Genomic DNA, 14789 nt, shown 5'->3' on the forward strand with positions numbered 1-14789 from the left:
CCGTCGGTATGACGCGCTGCCCTCCCGTCCGTCCTCAGTCGCCCCTCGGAACCGGAACAGCGGCTGACTACACGGCGGTGGGCGGCGGAGACGATGGATCGGTCCCTCGAACCACGTCCCGACAGGAGCGCCCACCCGTGACCACCACACCCATCGCCCCCCGGACCACCGCCGTGGCCGCGCGGGCCACGGATCTGTCGAAGATCTACGGACAGGGCGAGACCCAGGTGGTCGCCCTCGACCGGGTCTCGGTCGACTTCCGGCAGGCCGAGTTCACCGCGATCATGGGCCCCTCCGGGTCCGGCAAGTCCACGCTGATGCACTGCGTGGCCGGCCTGGACACGTTCTCCTCCGGGTCCGTGCGGATCGGCGAGACCGAGCTGGGCTCCCTGAAGGACAAGCAGCTGACCAAGCTGCGCCGGGACAAGATCGGGTTCATCTTCCAGGCGTTCAACCTGCTGCCGACGCTGACGGCGCTGGAGAACATCACCCTGCCGATGGACATCGCGGGCCGTAAGCCCGACAAGGCCTGGCTGGACCAGGTGATCCGGATGGTCGGCCTGTCGGACCGGCTCAGCCACCGCCCCTCCCAGCTCTCCGGCGGCCAGCAGCAGCGCGTCGCCGTCGCCCGTGCCCTCGCCTCCCGGCCCGACATCATCTTCGGCGACGAGCCGACCGGAAACCTCGACTCGCGCTCCGGCGCCGAGGTGCTGGGCTTCCTGCGCAACTCCGTGCGGGAGCTGGGCCAGACGGTGGTCATGGTGACGCACGACCCGGTGGCCGCCGCCTACGCGGACCGCGTGATCTTCCTGGCCGACGGCCGCATCGTGGACGAGGTCCTGCGCCCGACGGCCGACTCCGTGCTCGACCTCATGAAGCAGTTCGACGCGAAGGGCCGGACGAGCTGATGTTCCGCACCGCTCTGCGCAACGTACTCGCGCACAAGGCCCGGCTCCTGATGACCGTGCTCGCCGTCATGCTCGGCGTGGCGTTCGTGTCCGGGACGCTGGTCTTCACCAACACCATCGCGGACGCCTACCAGAAGAGCTCGGCCAAGGGCTTCGACCAGGTCGACGTCGCCGTCCGGGCCAAGTACCAGGACTCCGAGGGCGACAAGCTCGGCAAGACGCCCGACCTGACCCAGTCCGTGCTCGACAAGAGCGCGAAGGTTCCCGGCGCCGCGTCCGCCCTCGGCGTCGTCAACGGCTTCACCGCCATCGCCGACAAGGACGGCAAGCTGATCGGCGGGGGCTTCCGCTCCGAGGGCGGGAACTACTGGGGCGACAAGGACCCGCGCTACCCGCTCAAGTCCGGTTCGGCACCGCACGGCCGCAACGAGGTCGCCATCGACGCGGAGACCGCGCGGCGGGCCGGCTACAAGGTCGGCGACACCGTCCGGATATCCGTCGACGGCCCGGTCCTCAGCCCGAAGATCACCGGCATCTTCACCACCGACGACGGCAACGTCGCGGCCGGCGGCAGCCTCGCCCTCTTCGACACGGCGACCGCGCAGAAGCTGTTCGCCAAGCCGGGCGCGTACGACGAGATCGACGTGCGGGCGAAGGCGGGCACCAGCCAGGCCGCGCTGAAGAGCGCGCTGGACTCCGCCCTGCCGAAGAAGCTCGTCGAGACCACCACCGGCCGGCAACTCGCCGACGACCAGGCCAGGGTGATCTCCGCGTCGATGAGCGGGCTCAAGCAGGGCCTGCTGGTGTTCGCGGGCATCGCGCTCTTCGTCGGCACGTTCATCATCGCCAACACCTTCACCATGCTGGTCGCCCAGCGCACCAAGGAACTGGCGCTGCTGCGCGCGGTGGGCGCCTCCCGCCGCCAGGTCACCCGGTCGGTGCTGATCGAGGCGTTCGTGGTCGGCACGGTGGCCGGCGTGTCCGGTCTGGTCGCGGGCATCGGCATCGGCGCCGGCCTGCGCTCCCTGATGAGCACCCTCGGCGCGACCGTCCCGGACGGGCCGCTGGTCGTCTCCCCGGGCACGGTGGCCAGTGCGCTGGCCGTCGGCATCGTCATCACCATGCTGGCCGCCTGGCTGCCCGGCCGCCGGGCCGCGAAGATCCCGCCGGTGGCCGCGATGAGCAGCGTGCACGCCAAGGCGACCACCAAGTCGCTGGTGCTGCGCAACACGCTCGGCGCGCTGTTCTCGGCGGCCGGTGTCGCCGTGGTCCTGGTGGCCACCTCCATGGACGGCTCGTCGGGCCAGGCCCCGATGGGTCTGGGCGCGGTCCTCCTGATCATCGGCGTGTTCGTCCTGACCCCGCTGCTGTCGCGCCCGCTGATCGCGGCCGCCGCCCCGGTGCTGCGCGTGTTCGGCGTCTCCGGCAACCTGGCCCGCCAGAACTCGGTGCGCAACCCGCGCCGTACGGCCGCCACGGCCTCCGCGCTGATGATCGGCCTCACCCTGATCACCGGCATGACCGTGATGGCGGGCAGCCTGCAGCAGGGCATCGACAAGATGGCCAGCTCCGCCATCCGCGCGGACTACGTGGTGTCGATGGCCAACGGCAACGAGCTCTCCCCGCACGTCTACACGACGATCAAGTCCACCGACGGCGTGACCGCCAGCAGCCCGATGCGCAACGCGCCCGCGCGCATCAACGGCCAGACCGAGTTCCTGACCGGCGTCGACGGCTCCGCGATCGGAAAGCTGACCGACCTGAAGGTCGACAACGGCACCTTCGAGGTGGCCGGCTCGCGGGTCGTCGTCGACGCCGACCTCGCCAAGTCCTACGGCTGGAGGGCCGGTTCGAGCTTCACCGCCCACTACGAGGACGGCAAGGCGCAGAAGCTGACGGTCGCCGGGGTCTACGAGGGCAACGAGATGATCCGGGGGATCATGCTCGACAACACGGCCCTGGCCCCGCACCAGAGCGACCCCTCCGACATGCAGATCATGGTGAAGACGGCGGGCGGCGCGTCCGACGCGACGAAGGACAAGCTGGAGAAGGCGCTCGGCACCAACCCGGCGATCAAGGTCCAGGACAAGCAGGACCTGTCCAACTCCGTCGCGCAGTCGTTCACGCTGATCCTGAACATGGTCTACGGCCTGCTGGCCATGGCGGTGATCGTCGCGGTCCTCGGTGTCATCAACACCCTGGCGATGTCGGTCTTCGAGCGCTCCCAGGAGATCGGCATGCTCCGCGCGATCGGCCTGGACCGCAAGGCCGTCAAGCGGATGGTCCGGCTGGAGTCCCTGGTCATCTCGCTCTTCGGCGGGGTGCTGGGCATCGGCCTCGGCATCTTCTTCGGCTGGGCGGCCGGTGAGCTGCTCGGCGCGAAGATGGCGACGTACGAGCTGGTGCTGCCGTGGGCCCGGCTGGGTCTGTTCCTCCTGCTGGCGGCGACGGTCGGCGTGCTGGCCGCCCTGTGGCCGGCCCGGCGCGCGGCCCGCCTGAACATGCTGACGGCGATCAAGTCGGAGTAGCGAGGCAGTAGCCGCAAGGCGGCGGTAGGGACGGCCGAGGGGCCCTCTCCGGCGACGGAGGGGGCCCCCTCGTGCGTACGGGCCTCAGGCGCCCCACGTTCGGGTGCGCAGCGGCAGTCCTGACGCGCCCGGCGCGGGGGTGCGCACCGCCAGCACCTGGTTGACGCCGATCCGGTTGCGCTCGAAGGCGAGGGCGCAGGCGGCCATGTACAGACGCCAGACGCGGGCCCTGCCGGGCGAGGTGAGGCGGATCGCGCGCGGCCAGTCGTCCTCCAGGCGGGTGACCCAGCGGCGCAGGGTGAGGGCGTAGTGCTCGCGGATCGACTCCACGTCCCGGACCTCGAAGCCGGCCCGCTCCAGCTGGGTGACGGTGGTGCCGAGGGGGGCCAGTTCGCCGTCGGGGAAGACGTAGGCGTCGATGAAATCGTCCACCTGGTACGTCGTCTCGTCCGACTGCGGGCGGCGCGCGATCTGGTGGTTGAGGAGCCGGCCGCCCGGTTTCAGCAGGCCGTACAGATCGGTCGCGTACTCCAGGTACCGCTCGGCGCCGACGTGTTCGGCCATGCCGATGGAGGAGACCGCGTCGTAGGGCCCGTCGCGGACGTCGCGGTAGTCCTGTACGCGGATCTCGACCCGGTCGGCGAGTCCCTCGTCGGCGACGCGCTTGCGGGCGTAGGCGGCCTGCTCCTGGGACAGGGTGACGCCGACGACGCCCACACCGTGCTCGCGGGCCGCGTGGACGGCCATGGCGCCCCAGCCGCAGCCGACGTCCAGCAGGCGCTGACCGGGGGTCAGGCCGAGCTTGCGGCAGATCAGTTCGAGCTTGTCGCGCTGGGCGTCCTCCAGTGTCCCGCCGTCCTCCCAGTAGGCGCAGGAGTACACCATGGACGGGCCGAGGACGATCCCGTAGAAGTCGTTGCCGACGTCGTAGTGGTGGCTGATGGCGCGTCTGTCGCTGTGCCGGGTGTGCAGGTGACGTCGTCTGCGGACCTCCTCGCCCGGCGGGGCCGGCGGGATCGGCGGTCCGGCGAGCCTCAGCAGCTCGCCGGCGGCGGAGCGGGCGTCGGGGTCGCGCAGCGTCCGCAGGAGGCCGCGGCTGCCCTTCTCGCGCTCCCAGACGAGTCCGGCCATGACCTCCAGGACGCCGTACAGGTCGCCCTCGATGTCCAGGTCGCCGGCGACCCAGGCCCGGGCCATGCCCAGCTCGCCCGGCTTGAACAGCATGCGGCGCAGGGCGCGTCGGTTGCGTACGACCAGGGTCGGCGCGTCCGGCGGACCGGAGCGTGAGCCGTCCCAGGCTCGGACGCCCAGCGGCAGCGGTTCTCCCAGCAGCCGTTCGGCGAGACTCGTCAGCCGCGACGCGGCGTCGGCCATGGCGCACCTCCGTGACGAAGGATCCCGGTGTCCGGATACCACGTAAACACCGGCGAGCGCCCGGCGCAGTCCCGCGAAGGAGTTACAGCCGCGCGAACCTCACCCACACGCCCGGTCCGAACCCCACGAGACCTACCGCACGACGCCCCCACACACCACGAAGGAACGCCGAGAAACCTGCGACATCACGCGTCCGCACGCCGCCGGGGACACCAAGAACCTTGGCGCGGGAGGTTTCTCGGCGTTGCGCCGCGGTGGGCGCGGCCGTGTGGTGTGGGGAGCCTCCACACGTCGCGGCAGAACACCGAGGAACTCCCCTGGCCAGACGACCGCGCGCGCCGCGGAGGGCCACCGAAGAACCTGCCCGCACCACGCGCCCACGCACCGCCGAGCGACGCCGCGCACTCCCCGCACCACGCGACCACGCGCACCGCGGAGAACCACCAAAGAACCTGCCCGCATCACGCGCCCACGCGCCGCCGAGCGACGCCGCGCACTCCCCGCACCACGCGTCCACACGCACCGCGGAGAACCACCAAAGAACCTGCCCTCATCACGCGCCCACGCGCCGCCGAGCGACGCCGCGCACTCCCCGCACCACACGACCGCGCGCACCGCAAAGAACCGCCGAAGAACTGCCCCCAGGAACGCCGAAGGACCTCCCGCACCACGGATGGCGGGAGGTCCTTCGGTTTGTTCGGGGACCGGGGAGGTCAGGAGGCCTTGGCCTTCTCCTCGGTCTTCTTGGCGGCAGCCACCGGCGCCGGCTTGGCCGCCTCGTAGAACTCCTCGCGCGGGTTCTCCATCGCGCCCAGGGACACGACCTCGCGCTTGAGGAACATGCCGAGCGTCCAGTCGGCGAAGATGCGGATCTTGCGGTTCCAGGTCGGCATCGCCAGACCGTGGTAGCCACGGTGCATGTACCAGGCGAGGCGGCCCTTGAGCTTGATCTTCATCTTGCCCATGACGATCATCGCCACGCCCTTGTGGAGGCCGAGACCCGCCACCGCACCCTTGTTCGCGTGCTCGTAGTCCTTCTGCGGGAAGCCCCGCATACCGGAGATCACGTTGTCGCCGAGCGCCTTGGCCTGGCGCAGCGCGTGCTGGGCGTTCGGCGGGCACCAGGCGTTCTCGTTGCCCGCCTTGCGACCGACGAGGTCGGGCACCTGGGCGTTGTCGCCCGCGGCCCAGATGTAGTCGGTGCCGGCGACCTGGAGCGTGGGCTCGCAGTCGACGTGGCCGCGCGGGCCGAGGGGCAGACCGAAGCGGGCCAGGGCCGGGTTCGGCTTGACGCCCGCGGTCCACACGATGGTGTTGGAGTCGACCTCGAGGCCGTTCTTCAGCACCACGTGGCCGTCGACGCAGGAGTCCATGGAGGTGGAGAGGTAGATCTCCACACCGCGGCTCTCCAGGTGCTCCTTGCCGTACTGGCCGAGCTTGGGCCCGACCTCGGGAAGGATCTTGTCGGCGGCGTCGACGAGGACGAAGCGCATGTCCTCACGGGACACGTTCTTGTAGTACTTGGCCGCGTCGCGGGCCATGTCCTCGACCTCACCGATGGTCTCCGCACCGGCGAAACCGCCGCCGATGAAGACGAAGGTGAGCGCCTTGCGGCGGATCTCCTCGTCCGTCGTGGAGTCGGCCTTGTCGAGCTGCTCAAGGACGTGGTTGCGCAGGCCGATGGACTCCTCGATGCCCTTCATACCGATGCCCTGCTCGGCGAGGCCGGGGATCGGGAAGGTGCGGGAGACCGCGCCGAGCGCGACGACGAGGTAGTCGAAGGGCAGCTCGTACGCCTCGCCGACCAGCGGGGCGATCGTCGCGACCTTGCGGTCCTGGTCGATGGTGGTGACCCGGCCGGTGAGGACCTCCGCCTTCGGCAGCACGCGCCGCAGCGGGACGACGACATGCCGAGGGGAGATGCTGCCGGCGGCGGCTTCGGGGAGGAAGGGCTGGTAGGTCATGTACGACCGGGGGTCGACGACCGTGACGGTCGCCTCTCCGTAGCGCATCTTCTTCTGGATGCGCCGAGCTGCGTACAGGCCTACGTACCCACCGCCTACTACGAGGATCCTGGGACGCTCCGTGGTGCTCATGGCATCGAGTATCCACCCGCCCCTGGAGGGTCGCTCGTGCGCCCCTTCACAAGCTCCTTGAGCGCCCGTGCTACACTCCGCGGCCCGCGTGACGCAGGTCATGGTCCCGAGCGGAACCACGGTTCACTAGAGCCCGTTGTCAATGCCGCTTGAGCTGCCACTCCTGGCCGCCGGGCTCCGTGGACCAGCCACTCACGATCCGATCGCGAGGCACCCTCGTCACAGTGTCCCGAGCGGGCTCGCGGGGCCCTGGAGCCCCCGAAAGGGCTTGTCGGCCTCTTTCCGTCCCTCACCAGGCACGAAATCCTTGTGAAGAACTTCACGAACTTTTCCGACGGCGCATCACCGAGGGGTCCGGACGGGCCCCTCGGGCACGCTCATACGCTATCCATCACGCTCAGCGGAGTGCTACTACTCAGTAGTAAAGGAGACCCAGACCACCCTGCCGCTGCGGCCTACGCCACCGACCAGGCGATGCCGTCGAGGATGTCGTGCTCGCTCACGACCACCTCGTCCGCCCCGATCCGCTCCATGATCGCGAGCAGGACGAGGGCACCGGCGCCGATCACGTCGACCCGGCCGGGATGCATGGAGGGGATCGCCGCCCGCTCGGCGTGCGTGGAGTGCAGCAGCCGCTCGGTGATCTCGCGGACGCGGTCGTGCGAGATGCGGGAGTGGTGGATGCGGGCGGAGTCGTACTCGGGCAGCTCCTGCGCGATCGCCGACACGGTGGTGACCGAGCCGGCGAGACCGACGAGCGTGTGCGCCTCGCGCAGCGGGACCGTGCGCTCGGCGAGGTCGAGCGCGGCCTCGATGTCGGCCCGTACGGCGGCGATCTGCTCCTCGCTCGGCGGGTCGGCGACGACGCCCTCGTGCACCAGGTGCCGCTCGGTCATCCGGACACAGCCGACGTCCACGGAGCGCGCGGCGCGCACGTGCGCGTCGCCGACGACGAACTCGGTGGAGCCGCCGCCGATGTCCACGACGAGGAAGGGCTTGGCCAGGTCGTCCCGGCCCGTCAGCTCCTTCGTCGCACCCGTGAACGAGAACTCGGCCTCCTGGTCGCCGGAGATGACCTCGGGCTCGACCCCGAGGATGTCGAGGACGCCCCGGACGAACTCGTCGCGGTTCTCGGCGTCCCGGGAGGCGGAGGTGGCCACGAAGCGGAGCCGCTCGGCCCCGTGCTCCTTGATGATCGCCGCGTACTCGCGGCAGGCGGCGAACGTCCGCTCCAGCGCTTCGGGGGCGAGCCGCCCGGTGCGGTCGACGCCCTGGCCGAGCCGCACGATCGTCATACGGCGGTCCAGGTCGACGAGTTCACCCGTCTCGGGGTTCGCGTCCGCGACGAGCAGGCGGATGGAGTTCGTACCGCAGTCGATGGCGGCGACTCGGGTCACTGGTCGTCCTCCTTCGGGAGCGTCACGCAGGCCCCCTTCAGCCACCACTCGGGCAGCATCGCGATGGCCTCGTCGCCGAGGGGGTTCACGCCCGGCCCGGCGGCCAGCGAGTGGGCGACCAGCACGTGCAGGCACTTGACCCGGTCCGGCATGCCGCCGGCGCTCGGGAAGCCCGTGAGCTCCTCGATCTCGTCCCGGCGCCGGATGTAGTCCTCGTGCGCGGCGCGGTAGGCGGCGGCCAGCTCCGGGTCGGTGGCGAGCCGCTCCGTCATCTCCTTCATCACGCCGTCGGCCTCCAGGGTGCCGATGGCGGAGTTCGCCTTGGGGCACGTCAGGTAGTACAGCGTGGGGAAGGGGGTGCCGTCGGGCAGGCGGGGTGCCGTCTCCACGACGTCCGGCTGCCCGCAGGGGCAACGGTGCGCGATCGCCCGGAGCCCGCGCGGCGGGCGGCCCAACTGCTGCTTGAAGGCTTCGACGTCCGCGTCGGTGGGCTCGGTGCGCGGAGTGGGCGGCGGAGGCGTTTCCATGACTGTCTTCAGGCTGTCTTTCTGTCGGTTCACTGGCCGGGGCTGATTCGAACCTACCGGCTCGCCGGCCGGGGTCGGCGCGAAGCCGCCGACTCGACATCGGCGGCCGACTCGACGCTACCGGCTCCTCGGACGCGGCTGACTCGACGCTACCCGCTCCTCGGCAGCGGCCGACTCGAAGCCACCGACCCGTCGGGCACGCCCGCCTCGACGCCACCCGCTCCCCGGCCCTGACCAACTCGAAGCCACCGACCCGCGGGCACGCCCGCCTCGACGCCGCTGGCTACCGGCTGTCGGCCACCGGCTTCCCGGGCGCGGTCGGCGGGAAGTCAGTGGCTCAGCGGTCGGAGGCGTCGGACTTGTCGACGCCGTCCCAGACGTTCGCGTACCAGGGGCGGTCGGCCGCCCCCAGCTCGGCGCGGGTCTGCTTGGCCGCGCCGGGGTCGATCACGACGTAGCCGGTCTCCCCCGGCATCACGTAGTGCAGCCGCCGCCGGATCTCCTGCTCGGCGTACGCGTCGTCCTGCCACCGGGCCTTGAGATCGCGGAGCTGCTCGACGCGCTGCGCCGCCTGCTCCCGCTGCCGTCGCAGGTCGGCGACCTCACCGCGCTGGGAGACGTACTGGCGCATCGGATAGGCCAGGGCCACCACCATCGTGCAGAGGACGAGCGCGAGCAGCGCGGCCCGGCCGGTGAGCCGGGAGCGACGGGCCTGCCGTTTGGTCTGGGAACGGTAGACGCGGGCCGCCGTCTGCTCGCCGAGCAGCCGCAGCCTGGTCGCGGTGGAGAACCGGTCCCGGTCCTTCACGGCCATGGTCCCCGCCTCCCGATTCATACGCGCGTACGTCCCCGCACACGGTACGGGACCGGGTACGGGGACGTACGTACGACTGGCTAAGCCTTACCCCAGGTTGCGTCAGCCCTTGAAGCGGGGGAACGCGCTGCGGCCGGCGTACACCGCGGCGTCGTCGAGGATCTCCTCGATGCGCAGCAGCTGGTTGTACTTGGCGACGCGCTCGGAGCGGGCCGGGGCACCAGTCTTGATCTGGCCGCAGTTGGTGGCGACGGCGAGGTCGGCGATGGTGACGTCCTCGGTCTCGCCGGAGCGGTGGGACATCATGCACTTGAAGCCGTTGCGCTGGGCCAGCTCGACGGCGTCCAGGGTCTCGGTGAGCGAACCGATCTGGTTCACCTTCACCAGCAGGGCGTTGGCGGTGCCCTCCTCGATGCCGCGGGCCAGGCGCTCCGGGTTGGTGACGAACAGGTCGTCGCCGACCAGCTGGACCTTGTCGCCGAGCTTGTCGGTGATGACCTTCCAGCCGGCCCAGTCGTCCTCGAACAGCGGGTCCTCGATGGAGACGAGCGGGTAGGCCGCCACGAGCTCCTCGTAGTACTCGGTCATCTCGGCGGCCGAGCGGGACTTGCCCTCGAACTCGTACTTGCCGTCCTTGTAGAACTCGGACGCGGCGACGTCGAGCGCGAGCGCGATCTGCTCACCGGGGACGTAGCCGGCCTGCTTGATGGCCTCGAGGATGAGGTCGAGGGCGTCGCGGTTGGAGCCGAGGTTCGGTGCGAAGCCGCCCTCGTCGCCGAGACCGGTGGACAGGCCCTTGGTCTTCAGCACCTTCTTGAGGGTGTGGTAGACCTCGGTGCCCCAGCGCAGGGCCTCGGAGAAGGACTCCGCGCCGATCGGGGCGATCATGAACTCCTGGATGTCCACGTTGGAGTCGGCGTGCGAGCCGCCGTTCAGGATGTTCATCATCGGCACCGGCAGCAGGTGCGCGTTCGGACCGCCCAGGTAGCGGAAGAGGGGGAGGTCGCTGGCCTCGGAGGCGGCGTGCGCGACGGCGAGGGAGACGCCCAGGATGGCGTTGGCGCCGAGCGAGCCCTTGTTGTCGGTGGCGTCCAGGTCGAACATCGCCTGGTCGATCAGGCGCTGCTCGGTGGCGTCGTAGCCGACCAGCTCCGGGCCGATCTGCTCGATCACGGCGAGGACGGCCTTCTCGACGCCCTTGCCGAGGTAGCGGTTGGGGTCACCGTCGCGGAGCTCGATGGCCTCGAAGGCGCCGGTGGAGGCGCCGGACGGAACGGCGGCACGACCCGTGCTGCCGTCGTCGAGGCCGACCTCGACCTCGACCGTGGGGTTGCCTCGGGAGTCCAGGATTTCCCGGGCTACGACGACGTCGATGGACGGCACGAGCATCTCCTTCTTGGGATGTGACGCTGGAAGTGCGGGGCTGGTGTGCCTTGCGACTAGAGCCTAACCGTCCCGGGGCCGTCGGCCACCGACCGACCGTCCCGTGGACAGGGTCTGACGGTACCCATTGTTTCCTGTCGGAACAAAGGGAGAGTGGAAAACGACTCGAAGCCCCGGCGAACGGCACACGAAAAACCCCGCCCCGGCGCGTACGGGGGAAGACGCGCCGGGGCGGGGAGACCGTGGGGACGGGGGTGACCTCAAGTGCCCTCCACTGTGGGGGCACGAGTGTGAGGGCGCCGTGGCTCAGCTGCGGGCCACGTATTACTTCAGGTGCAGCTGCTGGCCGGGGTAGATGAGGTCGGCGTCCTGGACGATGCCCTTGTTCAGCTGGAACAGCTTCTGCCAGCCGCCCTTGACCTTGTGCTTCGCGGCGATCGAACCGAGGGTGTCACCCTTGACGACCTTGTACTCGCCGTCGCCCTTCTTGACCTTCTTGCCGGTCGGGGTGGTGACGGTCTTGGTCACGGCCGGACGCTTGGTGGAGCGGGTGGCGGCCTGCGGCTCGGTCGAGCGGGTGGTGGGCGCGGCGGCGGAGCCGCCGTACGGGGTGCTGGACAGGCCCGTGCCGCAGACCGGCCAGGCACCCTTGCCCTGGGCGGCGAGGACCTTCTCGGCGATCTCGATCTGCTGCGCCTTGCTCGCCTTGTCGGCGGTGGCGGCGTACTTCGTGCCGCCGTAGGCGGCCCAGGTGGAGGCGGAGAACTGCAGACCGCCGTAGTAGCCGTTACCGGTGTTGATGGACCAGTTGCCGCCGGCCTCGCACTGGGCGACCTTGTCCCACTCGGAGGCGGTGGCGGCGGAAGCGCTGCCGGAGGCCACCAGCGGAGCGGCGATGGCGGCACCGGTGACACCGGCGATCGCGATGGCGCGGGTGGCCCTGGTCGGACGACGGTGCTTGCCCTTGCCGGAAAACAGCATGGATCGATCCCCTCACCGACGCCTGCGAGGTGAGCTGTCGGGTTCGGGCCGGTTGAGTTGCCCGGCCACACCTTCCGAGAAGGCGTGGCTTCACCCCAAGCCGGATCCGGCATCAACTGCCGGGCCCGGCACCTACCTTGGGTCCCCCGCTCCTGCCTACGGCGCGTGACGCGACGACTGTTCCCGTACGGCCGCTGGCAGGATTCGGCGTTGCGGCAGCCGGGGCTCGTGGTGACGAGCGGTCTCGACCGTAGACACGCGATCCGGGGAATTTCAAAGACGATCAGGGCTTCTGAGACTCATCCCACACTTTCACCAAAGCGGACATTAAGCCCGAACCGGGATGTCAACTCTCGCTACTTTGCACCCGTTTCGCCGCCAACTTCCAGGGTCTGACCGGCGGAGATGTCGTTCGGGTCGGCCCCGATGGACTTCTTGTTGGCGGCGTAGAGCGCCCGCCATCCGCCGTCCACGTCAAGGGAGTCCGCGATGGAGGCGAGAGTGTCGCCGGTGCGCACGGTGTAGGTGGAGTCCCCACGAGAGGCGTGACGGCCGGAAGTTGTGTCGGTCTGTCCGCTTACGGCACTTTCGTCCGCGTCCTCGTCCGCGCTGATCCCGCGATGGCGGCCGCCGCTGCTCGCCCCGGTGTCAACCAGGCTCCAAGAACTGCCGTTCTGCCACGAGTTGTCCGAGTCGTCCACCTTGGGGGACTCGGCGACCGAGCTGTGGGTTCCCTGTGAATCGCCGGAGCCCTTGGAGTCGGGCGATGTCGACTTGTCCGACTTAGTGGAGTTCTTCCCCTCGTCCTTCTTGCCAGTGTCGGCGCTCGACGAAGGGGAGGCGGACGGCGAGGAGCCGGGGGACGGAGCGTCGCCGTCGGAGTCGGGGTCGCCGGACTCGTCGGACCCGTTGGACGAGTCGGACAAACCGGACGACTCATCCGAATCGCCGGAAGAGGCGTGGCCGTTGCCCTGCGAGCCGGATCCCCCGACACCGGTGTCGACGTCGACCGAACCGGAGTTCGCGGTGAGCCCGGACAGCAGGGCACAGGTGGCCCAGTGCTCCGTGCCCTGGTCGGCGAGGATCCGCTCGGCGACGGCTATCTGCTGCGAACGGCTGGCCTGGTCGGGGCTGACGGCGTAGTGGAGGCCGCCGTACTTGTCCCAGTCGTCCTGGGACATCTGCAGGCCGCCGTAGTACCCGTTGCCCGTGTCGGCGCTCCAGGAGCCGCCGCTCTCGCACTCGGCCACCTTGTCCCAGGTGTTTCCGTCGGCCGCGTTCGCGGCGGTGGCACCGAGGAGCGGGATGGCGATGGCGGAGCCGGTCACTCCGGCCGCGACGAGAAGAGCCGGAGCCTGACGGGGGCGACGGTGGCGTCCGTTCCCGGAGAGCATGCGGAGACCTTTCGTGCGACAGCATTGACCGGCGCGGCAGGTGTTGCAGGAGTACCGCGTCGAGGGGTGAACGTATAGGCAGACGATCACTTGTCACAAGTTAATGCCGCGTAGATCACGTGAAGATCACAGGCCTGATGGAGTGTCAGGTGTCGCTCGGGGTACGGATCTACGGAACTGCCTGTTCCGGTCATTACCGGACGGGTGTGAACTCCACCGGCAGGGTCCGCAGCCCGCGCATGATCAGCCCGCCGCGCCAGCGCAGCTCGTCCGGGTCCACGGCGAGCCGGAGGTCGGGGAGGCGGGTGAGGAGGGTGGCCAGCGCGGACTGGCCCTCCAGGCGGGCGAGCGGGGCGCCCAGACAGTAGTGGATGCCGTGGCCGTACCCGAGGTGCTGGTTGTCCCGCCGGCCGAGGTCGAGGACGTCCGGGTCGGCGAACCGCTCCGGGTCCCGGTCGGCGGCGGCGAGGACGACGAGGACCGGGTCGCCGGGCGCGATGTCCTGTCCGCCGATGGTGAGCGGCTCGGTGGCGAACCGCCAGGTGGCGAGCTCCACGGGGCCGTCGTAGCGCAGGAGTTCCTCGACCCCGGTCTCCAGCAGGTCCCGTTCGCCGGCGTCGAGGGAGCGCTGGAGGCGGTGGCGCTGCTCGGGGTGGGTGAGCAGGGCGTAGGTGCCGTTGCCGATGAGGTTCACGGTCGTCTCGAACCCGGCGAACAGCAGGATGAAGGCCATCGCGGCGGCCTCGTTCTCGGTGAGGTGCTCACCGTGGTCGGAGGCCCGGATGAGGGCGGAGATGAGGTCCTCGCCGGGGGTCGGGTCGTCGGGCAGGGCCTCGCGCTTCTTGTGGATGAGCTCGGCGAGATAGCCCCGCATCTTCTTCACCGACCGCGCGACCCCGCCCCTGGGCCCGCCCCCGTGCCGGATCATCATGCCCGCCCAGTCCCGGAAGTCGTCCTGGTCCTCGCGCGGGACGCCGAGCAGGTCGCAGATGGCGTAGATGGGGAGTGGGAAGGCGAACTCGTGGATGAGGTCGGCCGAGCCCCGCGCGGCGAACTGGTCGATGAGGTGGTCGGTGAGCTCCTGGACGCGGGGGGCGAACTCGGCGACGCGACGAGGCGTGAAGGCCTTGCTCACCAGCCGGCGCAGCCGCGTGTGGTCCGGCGGGTCGATGTTGAGCAGGTGGGTCATCAGCTCGGCCTTGCGCTCGCCGGGGATACCGGTCTTGCCCTTGGCGTGCGCGGGCTCGTCGTGATGCGCCGGGTTCTTGGACAGGCGGCCGTCGGCGAGGGCCTGCTTGGCGTCGCCGTACCGCGTGACCAGCCAGGCATCCACCCCGCTCGGCAGCTTCGTCCGGTGCACGGGAGCGTGCTCGCGCAGCCAGGCGTA

11 protein-coding genes and 1 riboswitch are annotated in these 14789 nt (G+C 70.1%); of the genes, 2 read left to right on the forward strand and 9 right to left on the reverse strand.

The window, feature by feature from the left end; translation table 11 throughout:
- Nucleotides 1-137 precede the first annotated feature (137 nt).
- Both IPZ69_RS29385 and IPZ69_RS29390 read left to right on the forward strand, forming a co-directional pair.
- Nucleotides 138-908 carry an ABC transporter ATP-binding protein gene (locus tag IPZ69_RS29385; RefSeq protein ID WP_235457627.1) on the forward strand — a complete coding sequence of 257 codons (771 nt, stop codon included), beginning with the start codon at nucleotides 138-140 and terminating at the stop codon, nucleotides 906-908.
- Nucleotides 908-3436 (forward strand): ABC transporter permease, encoded by a 2529-nt coding sequence (locus tag IPZ69_RS29390; protein WP_235457628.1) that lies wholly within the window; start codon nucleotides 908-910, stop codon nucleotides 3434-3436. The genes IPZ69_RS29385 and IPZ69_RS29390 overlap by 1 nt, the downstream gene beginning before the upstream one ends.
- Nucleotides 3437-3520: 84 nt before the next feature.
- Here IPZ69_RS29390 and IPZ69_RS29395 read toward each other — a convergent pair whose 3' ends face one another.
- The 9 genes from IPZ69_RS29395 to IPZ69_RS29435 form a co-directional block, all read right to left on the reverse strand.
- Nucleotides 3521-4810 carry an SAM-dependent methyltransferase gene (locus tag IPZ69_RS29395; RefSeq protein WP_235457629.1) on the reverse strand — a complete coding sequence of 430 codons (1290 nt, stop codon included), beginning with the start codon at nucleotides 4808-4810 and terminating at the stop codon, nucleotides 3521-3523.
- Nucleotides 4811-5523: 713 nt separating this feature from the next.
- Nucleotides 5524-6906 carry an NAD(P)/FAD-dependent oxidoreductase gene (locus tag IPZ69_RS29400; protein ID WP_235457630.1) on the reverse strand — a complete coding sequence of 461 codons (1383 nt, stop codon included), beginning with the start codon at nucleotides 6904-6906 and terminating at the stop codon, nucleotides 5524-5526.
- 455 nt (nucleotides 6907-7361) lie between these two features.
- Nucleotides 7362-8303 (reverse strand): Ppx/GppA phosphatase family protein, encoded by a 942-nt coding sequence (locus tag IPZ69_RS29405; RefSeq protein ID WP_235457632.1) that lies wholly within the window; start codon nucleotides 8301-8303, stop codon nucleotides 7362-7364.
- A complete protein-coding gene (locus IPZ69_RS29410; protein WP_235457634.1) occupies nucleotides 8300-8830 on the reverse strand; it encodes a DUF501 domain-containing protein in 531 nt (176 codons plus the stop codon). The genes IPZ69_RS29405 and IPZ69_RS29410 overlap by 4 nt, the downstream gene beginning before the upstream one ends.
- Nucleotides 8831-9167: 337 nt before the next feature.
- A complete protein-coding gene (locus tag IPZ69_RS29415) occupies nucleotides 9168-9644 on the reverse strand; it encodes an FtsB family cell division protein (protein ID WP_235457635.1) in 477 nt (158 codons plus the stop codon).
- 102 nt (nucleotides 9645-9746) lie between these two features.
- Complete coding sequence (gene eno / locus IPZ69_RS29420) at nucleotides 9747-11033, reverse strand: phosphopyruvate hydratase (RefSeq protein ID WP_235457636.1); 1287 nt, start codon at nucleotides 11031-11033, stop codon at nucleotides 9747-9749.
- A gap of 318 nt (nucleotides 11034-11351) precedes the next feature.
- A complete protein-coding gene (locus IPZ69_RS29425; RefSeq protein ID WP_235457637.1) occupies nucleotides 11352-12008 on the reverse strand; it encodes a LysM peptidoglycan-binding domain-containing protein in 657 nt (218 codons plus the stop codon).
- Between the two features lie 4 nt (nucleotides 12009-12012).
- Nucleotides 12013-12182, reverse strand: a riboswitch (cyclic di-AMP (ydaO/yuaA leader).
- A 182-nt stretch (nucleotides 12183-12364) separates the two neighbouring features.
- Nucleotides 12365-13402, reverse strand: coding sequence for a LysM peptidoglycan-binding domain-containing protein (locus IPZ69_RS29430; RefSeq protein ID WP_235457638.1), 1038 nt, complete (start codon nucleotides 13400-13402; stop codon nucleotides 12365-12367).
- A 193-nt stretch (nucleotides 13403-13595) separates the two neighbouring features.
- On the reverse strand, nucleotides 13596-14789 hold a 1194-nt coding region (locus IPZ69_RS29435), incomplete at its 5' end, for a cytochrome P450 family protein (protein ID WP_235457639.1).

Origin of the sequence: Streptomyces olivochromogenes, from assembly GCF_021538895.1 — a bacterium.
In the GTDB taxonomy this organism is placed as follows: Bacteria; Actinomycetota; Actinomycetes; order Streptomycetales; family Streptomycetaceae; genus Streptomyces; species Streptomyces olivochromogenes_A.